Genomic DNA, 16,733 nt, shown 5'->3' with positions numbered 1-16,733 from the left:
CCACAGCCCGAAGGGGGAACCACCGTGCCTGCCATCGCCCTCCTCTCCGCCGTCTTCGTCGTCGGCTTCGAGCAGATCGTCCAGTGGAAGTTCGGCGCCACCGGGATCATCGGCCTGCTGTTGCTCTCCATCGGCATCAAGGCCAAGAGCCCGGCCATCAGCTCCATCGGGGCCGTCGTCCTGGCCCTGCTGGTCACCGGACCGGCCCTGTGACCGTACGACCCGAAGGCCGCCCCCAAGGTCACATCAGGTCAGCCACTGCGGGAGGCGATCAGCTCGTGGGTGTCAGCGTGAGTTCCGAACTGATCGTCTCCCACAGTGCGTTGAACCACAGGTGCGACTGTTCCACGAACGTCGTGTCCCGCAGTCCCGCGCTCTGGTCGAAGGCGAACAGCATCGACTGGGTGCCCTCCGCGTCGTACATCTCCACCTGCTCGTGGCCGATCTCCGCCTCGCCCTTGGTCAGCGTGTAGTAGGCGAAGAGCGCCTCCGAGCCGTTGAGCAGGTACAGCTTCACGGGCGGGGTGAAGGGCAGCGCGCGGAACGTGATGTGCACGTCGATGCCGTGCGTCGCGCGTAACGCGAGCAGGTTGTGCTTCAACACCTGTCCCTGGGCGTTGCGTTGGGCCAGCCAGCGGCGTTGCAGCCGGCTGTCGGCCGGGGCGTCCACGCGGGAGGGGAAGGCGAGGTCGATGTCGCTGCTCGGCAGCAGCACCCGGACGTCGACCGTGGCCGGTTTCAGACGTCCGGCGTGGATCTGACGGAGCGGTTCGCCGACGGCCAGCGTGAGCGAGACCGCGGTCAGGCAGAGGGCCTCTATCTCTACGTGCGGCTGCGCGAAGGCCTCCGAAATGCGCGGTCCCAGGCCGACCATCGTGGGCTGCGGCGGGGCTCCGGGGCCGGTCAGGGCCAGGTTGAGGTCGGGGGCCACGGTCGCCGGGCTGCCCTTGGACACGTTGGTGAGCAGCCGCTCGGACTGGAGGATGCGCAGCGCCTGTCGTACGGCCCCGCGCTCCATGCCGAACTCGTCCGCCAGCTTGGCCTGGGTGGGCATGCGCTGGCCGGGCCGCAGTACACCGGACCTGATCCGGGTGCGCAGCTCGTCGGCCAGCTCACGGTGTGACCACTCCGGCCGTGGTGACCTCGTCCGTCCATTGACGGTGGCGTGTTCCGGGTCCACGACCAAACACTACAACTTCCCGCCATCTTTGGGCAGTTCAAGGAAAGGTGGTTATGAGACGTACCCAAGAGGAGATAACTAGAAGAGAGTTGGTCACCAACTTGACTGACTTGGCCGCCTGGGTCTCTCTCCTGGAGGGGAGCCGAGAGCCCGGCGGCCGGCACCAAACCCACAACTGAACAGCTACGGATGAGTCCAGTCCATCAACAGGCACCAGCGGAAAGGTCGTTCAGGATCAGAAGATGTCCGGGCACCATGGCCGCCTGGACGTACGCAGCAGGGCGTCGGCCACACGGGCGGCGCCCGCTCGTTCTTCCCGCACCCGGCCCAGCGCCGCGAGCCGCACGGCGGACTCGTCACCCAGCCACAGCGTCCCCAACTCCCGCACATCCAGCGTGAGTTCGGCGCTCTCCGTGGTCGGCGTGCAGGACGCGCCCTGCGCCGACGCCTCCAACCGGTAGCGCCCGCCGGCGAGCCCGGCCCCGTCGACCACCTCGAACACCAACGTGCCCTCCCCCTCGTACGACCGCGCCTCCATGGCCCGTACGACGTCCAGGACCCGCACCCACAGCCAGTCCGCCTGTGTCGTGATCGTCGCCGCGCGCGGGTCCGGCAGCAGGAGGGGCAGCAGGTCGTCGGGGGCACGCCAGCCCGACTTCACCTTGGTCACCCAGTCGATGGAGCAGATGTGGTGCCACAGGGCGCGCTCGGCGGCCGGGGTGGTCGCGATCAGCTTCTTCACGGTGGCCGTGTCCTGCGGCTGCTTGGCGTCGGTCCATGTGTCGTCGCAGCCGTATGTGGCCAGGCCCTGCACCTCGCCGTCCGGCGCGCGGTAGACGGCGTAGAACGGCTCCGTCCACGGCGCGTGCTCCAGGCGTACGGCGCCCGTGGTGACCTGCCACCAGCGGTCGTCGCGGTTGACCGCGCCGGGCTGGGTGCGGCGCAGGCGCTCGTGCAGTTCGGGGCCGAGCTTGCGCACGTCCTCGGCGTCCACCAGGTCGATACGGCCGCCGTCCTCCGGGGCCGACCAGCGGGGGTCCAGGCCGGCCCTCGTCACGTCGATGTCCCACTGGGTCGCCGTTGTGGCGGGGCCGAAGCCGTAGCGGCCGTAGATCCGGTACTCGGCGGCGATGAGGGTGGCCACGACGTCGCCGCGCTCCTTCGCCGCGGCGAGGTCCTGGGTCATCATGCGGGTCAGCAGGCCTCGGCGGCGGTGGGTGGCGGTGACGGTGACGTTCGAGATGGCGTCCGCGGGGACCGGTCTGCCACCTACCGCCGTCAGTTCCTGGGGGAAGGAGCGGAAGGTCGCCACGCAGCGGTTGCCGTCGAAGGCGCCGAGAGTGCGGGACGTGTCGATGTAACTGCCGCGGTCGGCGATCTCTTCGTCCGAGACGTCCGGGGTGCGCAGGAAACCGGTGTTCAGGGCGCGGATCCAGTCGGGGATCTCGGGCTCTGTGACGGGGCGGACGGCGAGATCCTGGGGGTGACTGGTCATGGGATCACGCTAGGTGTACGAGCGGCGGGGTGTCTCGGGGATTTTTCTCGCCCCCGCCGCCCCTACCCGTCCCATCCCTGGGGGCTGCCGCCCCCAGACCCCTGCTTCGGCCTGGACGGCCTCGTCCTCAAACGCCGGACGGGCTGAGTGGGGCCGACCTCGCTGAAAGAGTGAACGGGCGGCACAAGCACGCTCCCCCACCCGGGACCCTCTGGAAGCTGGGGTTATTTCTAACCAGTCAAAGCCTGCGACAGTGGTTAGATTTACCTACAGCTTCCAGCAACCACCCACCCACCGCTGGCCGCTGAGCCGACCCGGCGTGCTGGCGAGACGCGAACGCGTCCCTCCCCACCTTGGCCACCCGTTCCTCCGGGCCGCTCGCTCGCTTCCGAAACGGGCCGTGGAAGCCCGACACTGGCCGAGAAGCGAGTGGCCCGACCCCGGCCCCGGCTCCCTAGAACACCGCCCGGATCTCCCCCACCTCACGCCCCCCACCCAACACAGCCGCCCTCCCGAGCTCCCCGGTCGGTACGTCCATCAGGTCCAGGGCCCGTCGCAGCACCGGCCCCAACGCCCGCCCCGCCCCGTCCTCCACCTTGAACGCCAGCGCCCGCCCGTCCGGTAGGGCGACCGCCTGGACCGCCTCCGCGCCCATCTTCGACAGCAGGCCCGGTACCGCGCGCATCAGCCACGTGTCGGGGCGGCGGGTGCCGGCGACGTACTCGGGGTGGGCCCGCATCGCGTCGGCGACCCGGCGTTCCGCCGAACCCGGGGCGGCCAGGACGAAGAAACGGAAGGCGCGGGCCAGGCCCGTCAGGCTGATCGCCATCAACGGGGCGCCGCAGCCGTCCGTGCCCACGGCCGCCACCCGCTCGCCCGACACTTCCTCCACAACCCTGTGGATAAGTTTTTGGAGGGGGTGGTCGGGGTCCAGGTACGAATCCAGCGGCCAGCCCCGCAGCGCCGCCGCCGCCAGCATCGCCGTGTGCTTGCCGGAGCAGTTCATGGCGACGCGATCGCGCACGGCGCCCGAGGCCAGGTACGTCTCCTGCTCGACGGGGTCGAGGGGGAGATCCGGCGGGCACTGCAACCGGCCCGCGTCCAGGCCGTGTTCGGAGAGGAGTCGGCGTACCAGATCGCGGTGGAAGAGTTCGCCGGAATGGCTCGCGGCGGCGATCGCGAGGCGTTCGCCGGTGAGGTCGAGGCCCGCGCGCAGGACACCCGCCGCCTGCATCGGCTTGTTGGAGGAGCGGGGGAAGACGGGGGTCGTCACGTCACCCAGGGCCAGTTCCACCGAACCGTCCGCCGCCAGAACCACCAGGCTGCCCCGGTGCCGGCTCTCGACGAAGCCGGAGCGGACCACCTCCGCCAGCACCGGAGGGGCCCCGTCGACAGTCTCCGTACCCTCAGCCGTCACATCGGGCCCCTCACGTCACTCACAACAGCAGGTCGTCCACCTGTGCCTCTCCCTCACGGTACCGGCGGGCGATCTCCGCGCTACAGCCGTCGGCCGTGTGTTGGAGCAGCTGACGGCGCCGGGACACCTGCTGTTCGTACCGGACCAGGCGGCCCATCGCCGTGGTCAGCTCCAGGTCGGTGCGGGCCTCCAGGTCGGACAGTTCGACCTCGGCGAGCATCTCCGCGGCCAGCAGCCGGTACTCCTCGCTGTGCGGCGTGCCCAGCGTGACGTGCCGGGCCGAGGAGCGGTGCCGGGCGGGGGCGTCGGTGAGGATCTCCGAGAGACGGTCCACCACCGAGGCCGCGCCCGCCGGGGAGCGCCGGGCCAGTTCGGCCCGCAGGATGTCGATACGGCCCTGGAGGAGCCGTCGTACGTAGCTCAGGTCGGCCTCGTCGCGCTGGGCGTCGCGGCGCACCGCGCGCAGCTCCGGGAGCCGTAGCGCGGTCAGGTCGGGTGCGGGCGGTTCGGCGGGCAGCAGCGGGCTGTCGACGCGCTGCGCGGGCGGGCGGCGCGTGGCCGGTCCTCCCGCGCGGATCAGCGAGACAGGCCCGTGGGGCTGCCCGGTACTCGGTGTGCTCATGTGCCTGAACCGTCCCCTCGACCGGCGTGTGGACAGCATCGTGCCACCCCCGGTGGCCGCTATGTGACCGAGTGCCCCCGAACGGCCCCAGATGGGGGGTTAAGGATCAAAAATAGGCCTGCCGGGAGCCGTTCTCTTCCGCACGGCATCATGGGGGCCATGCGAGCAGTGGTGCAGCGAGTGGACAGCGCGAACGTCGTGGTCGACGGCGAGACGGTCGGGGCGATCGAGGGCGAGGGCCTGTGCGTCCTCGTCGGCGTCACCCACGAGGACACCAAGGAGAAAGCGGCCCAACTGGCCCGCAAACTCTGGTCGATCCGCATGCTCCACGACGAGAAGTCGTGCAGCGACATCGACGCCCCGCTCCTCGTCATCAGCCAGTTCACGCTCTACGGCGACGCCCGCAAGGGCCGCCGCCCCACCTGGAACGCGGCCGCCCCCGGCGACATCGCGGAGCCGCTGGTCGACGAGGTCGTGGCCCAACTCCGTTCGCTGGGCGCCACGGTGGCGACGGGCCGCTTCGGCGCCCAGATGCGCGTCTCCCTCACGAACGACGGCCCGTTCACCGTGGTCGTGGACCTCTAGGGCTCTACGACCACTTCCTGCGCCGCCGCCGTCGTGTCGGCCAGCAAGGGCGCGTCCAACGGCACGTTCCGCTTCACCAGCGCGAGCGCGATCGGCCCCAGCTCGTGGTGGCGTACGGAGGTCGTGATGAAGCCGATCTTGCGGCCCTCCGCGCCCTCCTCCGCGAGCCTCAACTCCGTGCCGTGGCCCGGGAGATGGACCTCGCTGCCGTCGAGGTGGAGGAAGACCAGGCGGCGCGGCGGCTTGCCCAGATTCTGCACCCGGGCCACCGTCTCCTGGCCGCGGTAGCAGCCCTTCTGGAGATGCACCGCCGTACCGATCCAGCCCAGCTCGTGCGGGATGGTGCGGTGGTCGGTCTCGAAGCCGAGGCGCGGACGGTGGTGCTCGACGCGCAGCGCCTCGTAGGCGAGGATCCCGGCCGGGGGGCCCGCCTTCTCGGCGTACGACTCCAGGTCCTCGCGCGGGAGGAAGAGATCGCGGCCGTACGGCGTCTCGCGTACGACGGCGCCGGCCGGGACCTCGGCGATGGAGCCGGCGGGGACGTACACCACCGCGAACTCGCTTGTGCGGTCGGTGACTTCGACGCGGTAGAAGAACTTCATCGACTCCAGGTAGGCGATCAGCGCCTCCTGGGTGTCCGGTTCGGTGTGCATCCACACCGTGGTGCCGTCGTCGACGAGGTACAGGGCGTGCTCGATGTGGCCGTGCGCGGAGAGGATCAGGGCCTCGGTGGCGACGCCGGTGGGGAGGTCGCTGACGTGCTGGGTGAGCAGGAGGTGCAGCCAGCTCAGCCGGTCGTCACCGGTGACGGCGACGACCCCGCGGTGCGAGAGGTCCACGAAACCGGTGCCGTCGGCGAGGGTGCGCTGCTCACGGAACAGGTCGCCGTAGTGGGCGGCGACGCCTTCGTCCACTCCTTCGGCGGGGACGGCGCCGGGCAGGGACAACAGGGGGCTCTTCATACGGGTAAGCCTACGACTCGGTAGTTGAAGTCTTAGCGGTCGCGCTCTTGCCCGTGCAGTCCTTGCAACGGCCGAAGATCGCGAAGTGCTTCATGTCGGTCTCGAAGCCGAACGTGTCCCGCAGCTTGGCCCGGAACTCGGCGGCCACCTCGACATCGGCCTCGATGACGTTCGTGCAGTCACGGCAGACCAGATGGATGTGATGGTGCCGGTCCGCGAGGTGGTACGTCGGCGCCCCGTGCCCGAGATGCGCGTGGCTGACCAGCTGGAGCTCCTCCAGGAGTTCCAGGGTCCGGTACACGGTGGAGATGTTGACCCCCGACGCGGTCTTCCGTACTTCGCCGAGAATGTCGTCGGGGGTCGCGTGCTCCAGGGTGTCCACGGCTTCGAGCACGAGCTGTCGCTGCGGCGTCAGCCGGTAGCCGCGCTGCCTGAGGTCACTCTTCCAGTCGGTGCTCACCACACTGGAAGTGTAGGACTACTTGAAGAAAGCGATCCCGTCGTCCGGCATGTCGTCCGGGAGGGCCTTCGCCCAGCGTTCGACGTCGTCCGGGGTGACGATCTTCTTCAGGTGCGCGGACATGTAGGGGCGGAGTTCGACCTCGGGGGTCTGCTTCTCGCCGACCCACATGAGGTCGCTCTTGACGTAGCCGTAGAGGCGCTTGCCGCCGGTGTAGGGGCCGGAGGCGGCGGTGCGGGCGACGGCGTCCGTGACCAGGTCGATCTGGGGCTTCTGCTTGGCGAGTTCGCCGTACCAGATCTCGACGACGCCGTCGTCGCGGGTCATCGTGACCTCGACCTTGCGGTCGGCGTCGATGCGCCAGAAGCCGGACTCGGTCTCCAGGGGGCGGACCTTGTTGCCGTCGTTGTCCAGGACCCAGGTGTGGGAGCGGTACTCCAGGAAGTCGCGGCCGTCGTGCGTGAAGGAGACCTCCTGGCCGAAGTTGCACTTCTCGGAGCCGGGGAAGTCGTGCACGCCCGCGCCGGCCCACTCGCCGAGCAGGAAGACGAGGGGAACCAGGTCCTTGTGGAGGTCGGACGGAATCTCGATCATGACGTCAGCAGTTCCTCGGTGGGGGTCAGCGCTGGCCCTGGTACAGCTTCTTCACGCTCAGTCCGGCGAAGGCGAGGACGCCGACGCAGACCAGGACCAGCAGGGTTTCGAAGAAGATCTCCACGGGTGCTCCTCGGATGAGCGTGCTGCGATGCGTGTACATGTGCATAAGGCCGGGCCCCAGCTTACGCGGCTGGGGCCCGGCCTTCTCTGCGAGGTGCGGCTAGCCGAGCAGCTGGCTCTGGAGCGTCACCGTCTGCTGGAACGGGATGCCGTTCGCCTCGCCCTTCCTCGACTGCACGATCATCGCGACGGTGTCGCCGGCCGTGAGGAACGCCAGCCGGATCTGTTCGGGGCCGTACGGTTTCGCCTCGGTGTACGGGACGAGCGAGACGTCCGTGATCTTTGCCGCGTCCGGGAAGTCGTCGTCCGGCTCGTAGCTGTCGGCGCCGTGCACCGGGTAGGTGGGGGCCGCGTATCCGCCCAGGTTTCCCCCGACCATGCCGTCGGCGACCGTCGCCGTGTCGAACTGGAGCAGGTAGATCCGGGTGTGCGTGCCGTCCGGGGTGGTCCAGCCGCGCGCCGCGATGTGCCGCAGGCCGTCGTCGGTCAGCTTCTGCGCGAGTTCGGTCCGGTCGTCGCCGGACGAGAGCTCGGCGAGGAACGTCTTCGTGGCCAGCCAGCCGTCACTGCCGTCGAGTGCCTTGTCCCCGGTGGCCCCCTTCGGTGCCGGCAGCACCAGCGCCCGCAGATCCGCGAAATGGACCTCAGCGGTGTTGGCCTCGGCGAACGGCCCCGGGCTGCCCGCCGGCAGCGGCGGCTTGCTGAGCACGGGATAGTCCCACCGCCCGTCCGAAGCCGTCCCGAGCCCGGGCACGTCCGTCCGCTTCATGTCGGTGATCCCGTACGCCGTCCCGGCCCCGACCACGGCGAACACCACGACGGCGGCACCCCACCGAAGAACCGCACGCAGGACGCGACGGTCTTTCTTGGCGGGAGTGAGCGGGATGAGCGGTTCCGTGGCGGGCGGAAGGGCCGGAAGGGGCGGGGCTTCGTGAGCGTCCGGGCTGAGCGGGGGCTGTGCGACCACCGTGCCGACCGGAACCTCGGCGGAGGCCGCCGCCGGGACCGCCGGAGGCTCGGCGGCAGCCGGAACAGCCAGAGGCTCCGTGTCTGCCGGTACAGCCGGGGCCTCGAAGGCCGCCGGTGTCACAGCAGAGGACTCCGAAGCCGGCGGAACCACCGAAGACTCCGGAGCCGACGGAGCCGACGGAGCCGTCGGGGCGGCCGTGCGCTCCGGTGTCGTCGACGCGGTCGAGGAGTCGGCGGAGGGCGGGGGCAGGGCGGGCTCCCTGGGTGTCGTGTCCTGCTGCTGGTCGGTCATACCGCCTCCCCCGGGTCCTTGATGCGGTCGAGTTGGTCCTTGAGCAGGTGCGCGATGGCGGAGGTCTGCATGGGCTTGGAGGATTCCGCCGTGAGGGTGACCAGGACCTCGCCCTGGTAGGCGGAGCAGAAGATCGAGTCGATCTTCTCCTCGGTGTCCTTCGGGGAGAGGAAGCACTCGGCGTTCTTGTAGCCCTTGATCGTCGGGCCGGGGCGGAAGACGCCCAGGGCGTCGAGGAACTCGTTCTGGAAGCGGGACGCGCTCCGTACCGCCGCCGTGTCCCCGATCTGGGACAGCACGATGTTCACCGTCGCCGCCTTGTCCGTGTAGCCGGTCGACTGCTGGTTGGTGCTGACGTAACTGCGCATCGCCAGGCCCTTGGTGTGCTGCTTGTCGATCTCCTTCTCCAACGGCTTGCGCTGCTTGAGCGGGAGTTCCTTCAGCGCCTCCTTGCGCAGCGCCGTCGCCTGCGCCCCGGTGAACGCGGCGTCATAGCCGTACTGCGCGATGTCGGGCCCCTCGCTCCACCCGTCGTCGAGGGCGTACGGCACGAGCGCCGCGGCGAGCCCGGTCGCCTTCGCCGTGCCCGTCGCCTTCTCCTCGGACACCTTCGGGAACGTCCATACGGTGTCGCCCGCGTCCCGGTCCGCGCCGTTCACGGTCACGACGGTGTACCCGACCCCGCCGACCACGGCGAGGCTCAGCAGCACCACCCCGGCGATCGCCGCGATACGGCCCTTGCGCACCGGCTTCTTGACGGCATCCGGAGGCAACTCCTCGGAACTGTCGACCGGTTCGGGGTTCTCGATGGTCACAGCCGCTCCATCTGCCGCTTGGCCAGATCCATGATCTTCTTCTTGGGGACGGGGCTCCCGGAGGAGACCCAGATCTCCATCTCGATGTCACCGCGCCAGGCGTGCGCGTCGGCGTTGTAGACATCCGTGTAACCGGCCTCGCGGTCCGGCGAGTTGTGGACGTACGCCATCCCGTCACCGGTGCCCGGGATGGGCCAGCTGTCGGTGTGGGGCTTGTTCTCGGCGTAGGTGTAGGCGCTGCTCGCGGAGTCGGCGACGACAAGCTGGTCCTGCTGCCGGTACTGCACGAGCCGGATCTCGACGTAGAGCGAGCTGCCCTCCCGCCAGTTCGCGACAGCCGCGCGGCGGAACTCGTCGGCGACGAGCTCAGGGAAGGCGTTGGCCGGCCTGTCGTACATCTCCGCGTATCCGGCCAGGTCCAGCCACCCGTCCTCCCCGGTGGTGTAGTCCGCGTCCCGCGCCCCGCTCGGCCTCTTCAACAGCAGCTTGCGCAGGTCGCCGTCGACCTTGACCTCACGGTCCTGGGCGGCGGACAACGGCTCCGGCGCCGGCCCCTTCGCCTGGACGAGCGTGGTCTGCGAGAGCGAGGGCAGCGCGTCGGGTGCGCGGTTCGCCTGCACGAGGAAACCCGTACAGGTACCGGCTACGACACCCAGCACGGCGGCGACGGCGATGAGGAGGGTGGTACGGCCCCGGCGGCGCGGGCGGGGCGCGGGCCCCGACTCCGGCTCCCGTTCCGGGCCCGACTCCGGCTCCGGCGCGGGTACTTCTTCGATGGATTCTTCGGGTACTTCCAAAACGTCCCCCACGGAACATGACGTGCGCATTCCATATGCGCGCACAGGAGACCCATGGCCAACGCAGGGAGTTGTAAGGGAGTTGATTACGATTCGGTCATGTCGAAGAAGCTCGTGATCAAGGTGACGGCAGGAGCCGACGCCCCCGAACGCTGCTCACAGGCGTTCACGGTGGCCGCGGTCGCCGTGGCCAGCGGAGTGGACGTCTCGCTCTGGCTCACCGGTGAGTCCGCGTGGTTCGCCCTGCCGGGCCGCGCCGCCGAGTTCGAACTCCCGCATGCCGCGCCGCTGCCCGACCTGATCGACTCGATCCTGGCGGCCGGCCGCGTCACCCTGTGCACGCAGTGCGCGGCCCGCCGGGACATCTCCGAGAAGGATGTCATCGAGGGGGTTCGGATCGCCGGGGCGCAGGTGTTCGTGCAGGAGGTTATGGCCGACGGTACGCAGGCGTTGGTCTACTGAGCCTGTCCCTTGACCGAGCCTACGAACTCCGCCCAGGCGTCCGCGCCGAAGAGCAGGGTGCCGTGGGTGGGGTTCTTGCTGTCGCGGACGGGGACGAGGGGGAGGAGGTTGGGGGCGAACTCGACGCACTGGCCGCCGTCGGTGTTGCTGTAACTGCTCTTCCGCCACGTGACGTTGCTCAGGTCGATGGCTCGCACGGCACTTCCTCCAACATCCGCAGGACGAACGACCGCGACTCGGCCGGGGGCAGCGCCAGGTCGCGTACCGCATCATATGCACGTTGCAGCCGCTCAACCCGTTCGGTTTCTTCGATCAGTTCCCCACGCACATCGTTCTCCGTGTAAGCCACGGTACGGCCGTCGAGCAGCCTCAAGAACATGGTGTCGGTGTTCGTCAGGCCGTGCAGTCCAGCGCTGAACGGCAGGATGTAAGGCGTGACGTTCGGGCGCTCCGCAACTTCCGCCAGGAACTCCAACTGCTCACGCCAGGCCCGCTTGTCGCGCAACTCCATGCGCAGGACCGCCTCGGACATGATGGTGCGGAACGGCGGCGCATCATCGCCCTCCAGCAACTTCCGTCGCCGCACGCGCGCTTCGACCTGTTGCTCCAGCTCTTCGCCTCGGAGCCCACCTGCCGCGAGGGACTCCCTCACGTACCCGTCCGTCTGGAGCAAACCTGGCGGGGCGCTCACGGCGTAGTGCCACATGCTGACCGCCTCGGCCTCCAGCATCATGTACCGCCGGTACTGCTCCTTGAACTGCGTCGGGTCACCAACTGCCAACTCCCACAAGGTGAGTAGCAGCGGCGCCGTCCCGTAGTACTGGTCCAACGCCTGTACGACCTCGGGCCCACCCAGCGTGCCGCCACGCTCCATCTTCCCGAACTGCGACGCGTCCCACCCCAACGCCTTCCCCAACTCCCGCAGACTCAGGCCCCGTTCACGCCTCAACCTCACCAGTTCCTCGGCAAACCGCTTCCTGGGCTCATGGCTCAGCGCCGTGACAGCCACCCGTTGCGGCATCTCAACCTCCCGTGCTGTGGAATTTGTGGAATTTGACGCGCCAGGCACGGAAGTTGAGCCCGTTGGCGCTGCGTTCGCCTCCGCCCTGGGCCATCCTCGTAACACACCCAGGAATGCACAGAGTAGTGCAACTGTCGCATTCTGTATGGAAGTTACCCAAAGAGGAAGAGGAGGAGGCGCCGATGGAACCCGGAACGCTGCTCTACGACCCGGCCACCGGCACGGTCGGCGAGTACCAGGACAAGGCAGGGCCCTACGCCCTGTTGCGTCCGGTCGGCGGTGGGCGCGAATGGCAGGCCGACCCGGGGTCACTCCGCCCGGCCACGGACGCGGAGCGCATCAGCGCCGGGGTCCGTGCCGCGAACTACCGCGCACGGACCGACGCCCCGTTCCTGGTGGCCGTACCGCCGCAGCCGGCCCCGGGGTGCGCCGGCTGCGCGGAACTGGCCGAGGTCCGGACGGCGGCACGCACCGCGCGTGACTACAGCGCCGAGACCGACGCGAACGTCCTGCTCCGCAAACACCGCAGCGAGGCCCACCCCGTATGAACCGTCCCCGCCCTCACCAGCTGATCCAGGTCCCCCCGGCCCAGGCGGTACCACCCCCGCTCATGCCACCCGCACCGCCCTTGCCCGTCGTACGACAGCAGGAGCCCCCGGCACCACCACCCGCAGCCACACCTGCACCCGCACCCACCCGGCGCCGCCGACGGTTCCGCGCACCCCGGGCCCTGCGCGAGGACGCCTTCTGGACCGGGGCGCTCACCGCGATGTGCATCGGCGGCCTGCTGATGGCGATCATCGCGACGACGTGAGTGCGTAGGCGTCCACACCAACACCCGGAACGCCTCAGGACAGTTTCGCTCCGGGGGCGAACGCGGGCAGCTTCTCAAGACTGCTGCGCACGGCCTCCGCGCCGTACTCGAACATCTGCCGCTCGTAGTCGCCGACCGCGCCGAGCAGATCCCGGCGGCCTTCGTCGGCATCGATCAGGCGGCGGCGCAGCAGGTCGGCGTCGCGCAGCGCGGTGTTCGCGCCGTTGCCCCCGGTCGGGGAGGTCGCGTGGATCGCGTCGCCCAGCAGCGTGACCGGGCCGGACGCCCAGCGCTCACCGGGCTTGACCACCCGGATGGACAGCAGCGCGGTGTTGTCCGGGTCGGCCTGCTCGATCAGCGCGCGCAGCTCGGGGTGCCAGCCGTCCATCCTGGACAGCACGGCGTCCTGCGCGGTCAGCTCCTCCAGCGAGCCGTTCGACGGCAGGATCATGGCCCAGCGCACGTAGTCGCCGATGTCGGGCAGCATGACCTCGGGGGCCAGTCGCTCGGCGGCCTGCTTCGGCGGGGTACGGAAGCGCATCGCGCCGAGCAGCAGGCTGACGCCGTCGCCCGCGATCTTCGAGCCGTACGCCTTGGACAGGCCGGCGAACTCGTCGGTCAGCGGGGTGCGGCCGATGACGAACCGGACGCCGGTGTCGGTCGGGGTGGTCCGCGGCGACAGCACCCCGCGAACCGCCGAGGTGACGCCGTCCGCGCCGACGAGCAGGTCGGCGGTGGCCGGGTCGCGATGCGCGAACCGGGCTTGGACAGTGCCGTCGGCCAGCACGTCGTAGCCGGTCAGCGCGGCGTCGGTGTGCACGGTGAGGCCCGTCAGCAACAGGTGTCGCAGCACCTGCCGGTCGACCACGATGCCGGTCCGGCCCGCGCCGAGCCTGCCGATCTCGTTCAGCTTCGGGTCCAGGATCAGCTGCTCGGCGGAGGCGTCCATGACGATCTCGTCCAGCAGCGGGTGCCAGCGCGTCGGCAGGCAGTCGCGCACCGCCCGGAAACCGGTCGGGTTCAGCACGAGTCGGTAGCCCTGGAACCGGGCGACGATCCCCGGGTCGCGCTCGAACACGTCGGTTTCGATGCCCGCACCACGCAGACCCTGCGCGAGAGCGAGGCCTCCCAGACCGGCTCCGACTACGGAAACTCTCATCACACACCTCCGGAAAATCGACCCGCCACGAATCTGGTTCGCCGAACCAGATTCGCCTGACTGACGAACTTAGTTCGTTCTGACGATCTAAGTTCTACTGAACGAACTAAGTTCGTGTCAAGGTAAGGTGGTCGGCATGTCAGCCGATCCCCGCGATCCCCGCGATCCCCGCGATCCCCGCGATCCCCGCCAACGCCGCGCAGCCCGCAAGAAGCCGATCACCGTCGAGCGGATCACCGACGCCGCCCTGGAAGTCGTCGCCACCGAGGGGTACGACGCGCTGACCATCCGCCGGGTCGCCGCCGTGCTCGGCACCGGCCCGTCGTCGCTGTACGCGCACATCGTCAACAAGGACGACATCGACGACCTGCTGATCGGCAGGCTCTACGCCGAGGTCGTGCTCCCCGAACCCGACCCGGCCGCCTGGCGCGAGCAACTGCTCGGGGTGTACACGCAGATCCGCGACCTGTACCTGAAGTACCCCGGAGTCTCGCGCGCCGCGCTGGCCATGGTGCCGACCAGCCTGGACACGCTGCGGGTCGGCGAGGGAATCCTGGCGATCCTGCTCGCGGGCGGCATCGAACCGAGGACGGCCGGATGGGCCCGCGACGCGCTGTCCCTCTACGTCAGCGCCTACGCACTGGAACAGTCGCTGGTCCGGCAACGGCGCCGGCAGGAGGATCCGGAATGGGTGCTCAGCCACGAGGAGTTGCTGGACCGCTTCACCGCGCTGCCTGCCGAGGAGTTCCCGCAGACCCGACGCCATGCCGCCGAGCTGATCTCCGGCACCGGCCCCGACCGCTTCGAGTTCACCCTCGGCCTGCTCATGAACAACCTGCGGCCCGCATCCGGTTGACCTGGGGTGTGCGGTGACCGCGTGACGCCTTCGGTCACGTGCCGCCGTCGGGCGGGCCGATGAGGACCCGGTCGGGTTCCTCGGCGCGGATCACGTACCCGAGGAGGCGGAGGTAGAAGCCGGCCGGCTCATGCGCGTCCCGCGCGTCAAGCAACACGGTGGACGGTCTCGTAGGCGACATGCCCGCCCCCCTACCCGCTCACCGAGATGTGCATCGGCGGCCTGCTGATGGCGATCATCGCTACGACCTGAGCAGGCCTGCGGCCGTAGTCGAACGGCTGTCAGGGGGACGGTCGGGCGGGGCTGTCAGGGATGTCCGCCGCAACCGCAGCCCGTCATGGCCGCCCCATCCTCGGGCGGCGGGGTGGTCGCGGCGGCCTGTTCCACCGCCGTGAGCAGCCGGCGTCGTTCCTCCGGCGGGATCCACCTGCCGTCGACGACCACGCCGTGGACGCGGCGGGTGTTGCGGATGTCGCGCAGCGGATCCGCGTCGAGGACGAGCAGATCGGCGGCCTGTCCGAGGGCCACGGTGCCGACGGCGGGCAGGCCGAGGGTGCGGGCCGCGTCCGACGTGGCCGCGCGCAGCACCTCGCCCGGGGTGAGGCCGGCCGTGACGAGCAGCGCCAGTTCGTCGTGGAGGGCGAAGCCCGGGACGAGATATCCCGTGCCGGTGTCGGTGCCCGCCGCCAGCCGCACACCCGCGCCGTGCAGTTCGCGGACCAGCCGGAGCCGGTGCGCGAAGATCTGCCGGATCTGCCGGGCCTGCTCGGGGGTGCGACCGCCGGTCAGGTCCGCCAGCTGGTCCGGCCAGCCCTCCACCTGCCAGGCGGGCAGGTACTTCCACTCCTCGGCCCGGGTCGGAACCTCGTCGGGCAGCTCCAGCGTGCGGTGCACGCTGAGCGTGGGGACGACCGCGGTTCCGTGCGCCGCCAGACTCCGGAAGAGGGCGTCCGCCCGGTCGCGGTCGTAGCCCCGCACCGCCCGCCATTCCAGGGGATGCACCTGCTGGAACCAACTGCGGTACCGGGACAGGCTGTTGGGGTCGCGCGGGTCGATCCGTACCGCGTCCAGGAGGCGCCGTATCTCCTTCTCGTGCCGTGAGGTCGCCAGGAGCAGCGCGTGCAGGTGCTCGATGGTGCGGTGGCCGGCGGCGCTCGCCTCCGCGATCCGTACGGTGTCGGGGCAGTGCCCGAGGTGGGGGATGCCCTGGCGGCGGGCCTCGTCCGCGATGGCGAAGTAGGCCTCGCGGGACAGGCGGGAGTACACCTTGACGAAGTCCGCGCCCTCGCGCTTGACCCGCCGTACGGCACGGCGGGCCTCGGCCGCGTCGGCCACCTCGATGGTCGGGCCCACGTCGGCCGCCCACAGTGAGGGCGTGCCGTCGACGATGGGGCTGCCGATCACCCAGCGGGGGCCGAGCAGTTCACCGCTGCGGATCTTCTCGCGCCACTCGTGGTGGACCGGCTCGCCCCGCATCTCCCGGACCGTGGTGACGCCGGTGAGGGCGTACAGCGCCGGCACCACCGACTCCGGGCCGTCGCTGTGGGTGTGCGCCTCGATCAGTCCCGGGATCAGGTACTTGCCGGTCAGGTCGACCGTGCGAGTGCCGGGGCGGAGGCGGATGCGGGCGCTCGGGGCGAGTGCGGTGATGCGGCCGCCCTCGACGACGACCGTCATGCCGGGGGCCGGGGGCGCGCCCGATCCGTCGATCACGGTGACGTTGGTGAACGCCAACGGGCCGGTGCCGGGGCCGGTGCCGTTTCCGGCCGTGGTCCCGGTCGTCGTCCCGGTCGCGCGTGCCGTGCCGACGGCCGCCGTGCTCGTCAGTGCCGCACCCGTCACGGCGGCGGCCCCGGTCAGGAACCCCCGTCGGGCCATACCGTGATGTGCCCCAACTGTCGCTTCGGACATGCTGTTTCCCCCTCCTGCTGGTGAGTCCGTCGGCCGTGTCCGCCGACTCCCACGACTCTGGCGGACACGCGGCGGCAGGACAGTGCGGCCAGACCGTGGATGTGGGGGTGTTGCTGGGACCACCGGGGGCGGTCTCAGGGCAGAGGGACAACGGGCGCATGGGCAAGCACAGTCGCCCCGGACCGCCGAACCAGGTGGG

At 70.0% G+C, this 16,733-nt stretch carries 21 protein-coding genes; 6 read left to right on the top strand and 15 right to left on the bottom strand.

Annotated elements, in window-relative coordinates; genetic code table 11:
- Window positions 1-24 precede the first annotated feature (24 nt).
- Window positions 25-213, top strand: a complete 189-nt coding sequence (locus tag OG194_RS25210) for a hypothetical protein (protein WP_327403067.1) — start codon at window positions 25-27, stop codon at window positions 211-213.
- A gap of 58 nt (window positions 214-271) precedes the next feature.
- Here the strand turns inward: OG194_RS25210 and OG194_RS25205 are convergent, their stop codons facing one another.
- From OG194_RS25205 to OG194_RS25190, 4 genes are all read right to left on the bottom strand, one after another.
- Entirely contained in the window at window positions 272-1,186 is a 915-nt protein-coding gene (locus tag OG194_RS25205; RefSeq protein ID WP_327403066.1) for a winged helix-turn-helix domain-containing protein, read from the bottom strand.
- A 229-nt stretch (window positions 1,187-1,415) separates the two neighbouring features.
- Complete coding sequence (locus OG194_RS25200) at window positions 1,416-2,675, bottom strand: GNAT family N-acetyltransferase (RefSeq protein WP_327403065.1); 1,260 nt, start codon at window positions 2,673-2,675, stop codon at window positions 1,416-1,418.
- 454 nt (window positions 2,676-3,129) lie between these two features.
- A complete protein-coding gene (locus OG194_RS25195) occupies window positions 3,130-4,092 on the bottom strand; it encodes an asparaginase (RefSeq protein ID WP_327403064.1) in 963 nt (320 codons plus the stop codon).
- A 19-nt stretch (window positions 4,093-4,111) separates the two neighbouring features.
- Window positions 4,112-4,714 (bottom strand): RsiG family protein, encoded by a 603-nt coding sequence (locus OG194_RS25190; protein ID WP_327403063.1) that lies wholly within the window; start codon window positions 4,712-4,714, stop codon window positions 4,112-4,114.
- A gap of 159 nt (window positions 4,715-4,873) precedes the next feature.
- On the opposite strand from OG194_RS25190, the gene dtd reads away from it, so the two are divergent.
- Window positions 4,874-5,299, top strand: coding sequence for a D-aminoacyl-tRNA deacylase (dtd, locus tag OG194_RS25185; protein WP_327403062.1), 426 nt, complete (start codon window positions 4,874-4,876; stop codon window positions 5,297-5,299).
- Here the strand turns inward: dtd and ygfZ are convergent.
- The 6 genes from ygfZ to OG194_RS25155 form a co-directional block, all read right to left on the bottom strand.
- Window positions 5,296-6,261, bottom strand: coding sequence for a CAF17-like 4Fe-4S cluster assembly/insertion protein YgfZ (ygfZ, locus tag OG194_RS25180; RefSeq protein WP_327403061.1), 966 nt, complete (start codon window positions 6,259-6,261; stop codon window positions 5,296-5,298). The genes dtd and ygfZ overlap by 4 nt on opposite strands.
- Before the next feature lie 10 nt (window positions 6,262-6,271).
- On the bottom strand, window positions 6,272-6,724 hold the full coding sequence (locus tag OG194_RS25175; protein ID WP_327403060.1) for a Fur family transcriptional regulator: 453 nt from the start codon (window positions 6,722-6,724) through the stop codon (window positions 6,272-6,274).
- Between the two features lie 15 nt (window positions 6,725-6,739).
- Entirely contained in the window at window positions 6,740-7,315 is a 576-nt protein-coding gene (locus tag OG194_RS25170) for an FABP family protein (RefSeq protein ID WP_019062576.1), read from the bottom strand.
- Between the two features lie 223 nt (window positions 7,316-7,538).
- Complete coding sequence (locus tag OG194_RS25165; protein ID WP_442811798.1) at window positions 7,539-8,405, bottom strand: hypothetical protein; 867 nt, start codon at window positions 8,403-8,405, stop codon at window positions 7,539-7,541.
- 290 nt (window positions 8,406-8,695) lie between these two features.
- Window positions 8,696-9,514 carry a hypothetical protein gene (locus OG194_RS25160; protein WP_327403058.1) on the bottom strand — a complete coding sequence of 273 codons (819 nt, stop codon included), beginning with the start codon at window positions 9,512-9,514 and terminating at the stop codon, window positions 8,696-8,698.
- On the bottom strand, window positions 9,511-10,311 hold the full coding sequence (locus OG194_RS25155) for a hypothetical protein (RefSeq protein ID WP_327403057.1): 801 nt from the start codon (window positions 10,309-10,311) through the stop codon (window positions 9,511-9,513). The genes OG194_RS25160 and OG194_RS25155 overlap by 4 nt, the downstream gene beginning before the upstream one ends.
- Window positions 10,312-10,410: 99 nt before the next feature.
- Here OG194_RS25155 and OG194_RS25150 point away from each other — a divergent pair, with 99 nt between their 5' ends.
- Window positions 10,411-10,773, top strand: a complete 363-nt coding sequence (locus tag OG194_RS25150; RefSeq protein WP_033281308.1) for a DsrE family protein — start codon at window positions 10,411-10,413, stop codon at window positions 10,771-10,773.
- Here the strand turns inward: OG194_RS25150 and OG194_RS25145 are convergent.
- Both OG194_RS25145 and OG194_RS25140 read right to left on the bottom strand, forming a co-directional pair.
- On the bottom strand, window positions 10,767-10,970 hold the full coding sequence (locus OG194_RS25145) for a DUF397 domain-containing protein (protein ID WP_327403056.1): 204 nt from the start codon (window positions 10,968-10,970) through the stop codon (window positions 10,767-10,769). The genes OG194_RS25150 and OG194_RS25145 overlap by 7 nt on opposite strands.
- Entirely contained in the window at window positions 10,952-11,794 is an 843-nt protein-coding gene (locus OG194_RS25140; RefSeq protein WP_327403055.1) for a helix-turn-helix domain-containing protein, read from the bottom strand. Before OG194_RS25140 ends, OG194_RS25145 begins: the two co-directional genes overlap by 19 nt.
- Window positions 11,795-11,976: 182 nt before the next feature.
- Here OG194_RS25140 and OG194_RS25135 point away from each other — a divergent pair, with 182 nt between their 5' ends.
- On the top strand, window positions 11,977-12,342 hold the full coding sequence (locus OG194_RS25135) for a hypothetical protein (RefSeq protein WP_327403054.1): 366 nt from the start codon (window positions 11,977-11,979) through the stop codon (window positions 12,340-12,342).
- Between the two features lie 62 nt (window positions 12,343-12,404).
- Window positions 12,405-12,608, top strand: coding sequence for a hypothetical protein (locus tag OG194_RS25130; protein ID WP_327403053.1), 204 nt, complete (start codon window positions 12,405-12,407; stop codon window positions 12,606-12,608).
- A 34-nt stretch (window positions 12,609-12,642) separates the two neighbouring features.
- On the opposite strand, the gene OG194_RS25125 is transcribed toward OG194_RS25130, so the two are convergent.
- The gene (locus OG194_RS25125; RefSeq protein ID WP_327403052.1) at window positions 12,643-13,767 is read right to left on the bottom strand and encodes an FAD-dependent oxidoreductase; all 1,125 of its coding nucleotides are present in this window, start codon (window positions 13,765-13,767) and stop codon (window positions 12,643-12,645) included.
- Between the two features lie 136 nt (window positions 13,768-13,903).
- On the opposite strand from OG194_RS25125, the gene OG194_RS25120 reads away from it, so the two are divergent.
- On the top strand, window positions 13,904-14,623 hold the full coding sequence (locus OG194_RS25120; protein ID WP_327403051.1) for a TetR/AcrR family transcriptional regulator: 720 nt from the start codon (window positions 13,904-13,906) through the stop codon (window positions 14,621-14,623).
- A 34-nt stretch (window positions 14,624-14,657) separates the two neighbouring features.
- Here OG194_RS25120 and OG194_RS25115 read toward each other — a convergent pair whose 3' ends face one another.
- Together OG194_RS25115 and OG194_RS25110 are read right to left on the bottom strand one after the other, a co-directional pair.
- Window positions 14,658-14,804, bottom strand: coding sequence for a hypothetical protein (locus OG194_RS25115; RefSeq protein ID WP_327403050.1), 147 nt, complete (start codon window positions 14,802-14,804; stop codon window positions 14,658-14,660).
- A 125-nt stretch (window positions 14,805-14,929) separates the two neighbouring features.
- Entirely contained in the window at window positions 14,930-16,534 is a 1,605-nt protein-coding gene (locus tag OG194_RS25110) for an amidohydrolase family protein (RefSeq protein WP_327403049.1), read from the bottom strand.
- Window positions 16,535-16,733: the final 199 nt, after the last annotated feature.

Source organism: Streptomyces sp. NBC_01288 (assembly GCF_035982055.1).
Classification (GTDB): domain Bacteria; phylum Actinomycetota; class Actinomycetes; order Streptomycetales; family Streptomycetaceae; genus Streptomyces.
This window is presented reverse-complemented; position numbering and strand designations above follow the sequence as displayed.

Excerpts from the sequence above, each read along its gene's own strand:
- OG194_RS25200 (WP_327403065.1), bottom strand. The coding sequence starts at position 2,675 with ATGACCAGTCACCCCCAGGATCTCGCCGTCCGCCCCGTCACAGAGCCC.
- OG194_RS25190 (WP_327403063.1), bottom strand. The coding sequence starts at position 4,714 with ATGAGCACACCGAGTACCGGGCAGCCCCACGGGCCTGTCTCGCTGATC.
- dtd (WP_327403062.1), top strand. The coding sequence starts at position 4,874 with ATGCGAGCAGTGGTGCAGCGAGTGGACAGCGCGAACGTCGTGGTCGAC.
- ygfZ (WP_327403061.1), bottom strand. The coding sequence starts at position 6,261 with ATGAAGAGCCCCCTGTTGTCCCTGCCCGGCGCCGTCCCCGCCGAAGGA.
- OG194_RS25170 (WP_019062576.1), bottom strand. The coding sequence starts at position 7,315 with ATGATCGAGATTCCGTCCGACCTCCACAAGGACCTGGTTCCCCTCGTC.
- OG194_RS25150 (WP_033281308.1), top strand. The coding sequence starts at position 10,411 with ATGTCGAAGAAGCTCGTGATCAAGGTGACGGCAGGAGCCGACGCCCCC.
- OG194_RS25140 (WP_327403055.1), bottom strand. The coding sequence starts at position 11,794 with ATGCCGCAACGGGTGGCTGTCACGGCGCTGAGCCATGAGCCCAGGAAG.
- OG194_RS25135 (WP_327403054.1), top strand. The coding sequence starts at position 11,977 with ATGGAACCCGGAACGCTGCTCTACGACCCGGCCACCGGCACGGTCGGC.
- OG194_RS25130 (WP_327403053.1), top strand. The coding sequence starts at position 12,405 with ATGCCACCCGCACCGCCCTTGCCCGTCGTACGACAGCAGGAGCCCCCG.
- OG194_RS25125 (WP_327403052.1), bottom strand. The coding sequence starts at position 13,767 with ATGAGAGTTTCCGTAGTCGGAGCCGGTCTGGGAGGCCTCGCTCTCGCG.
- OG194_RS25120 (WP_327403051.1), top strand. The coding sequence starts at position 13,904 with ATGTCAGCCGATCCCCGCGATCCCCGCGATCCCCGCGATCCCCGCGAT.
- OG194_RS25115 (WP_327403050.1), bottom strand. The coding sequence starts at position 14,804 with ATGTCGCCTACGAGACCGTCCACCGTGTTGCTTGACGCGCGGGACGCG.
- OG194_RS25110 (WP_327403049.1), bottom strand. The coding sequence starts at position 16,534 with ATGTCCGAAGCGACAGTTGGGGCACATCACGGTATGGCCCGACGGGGG.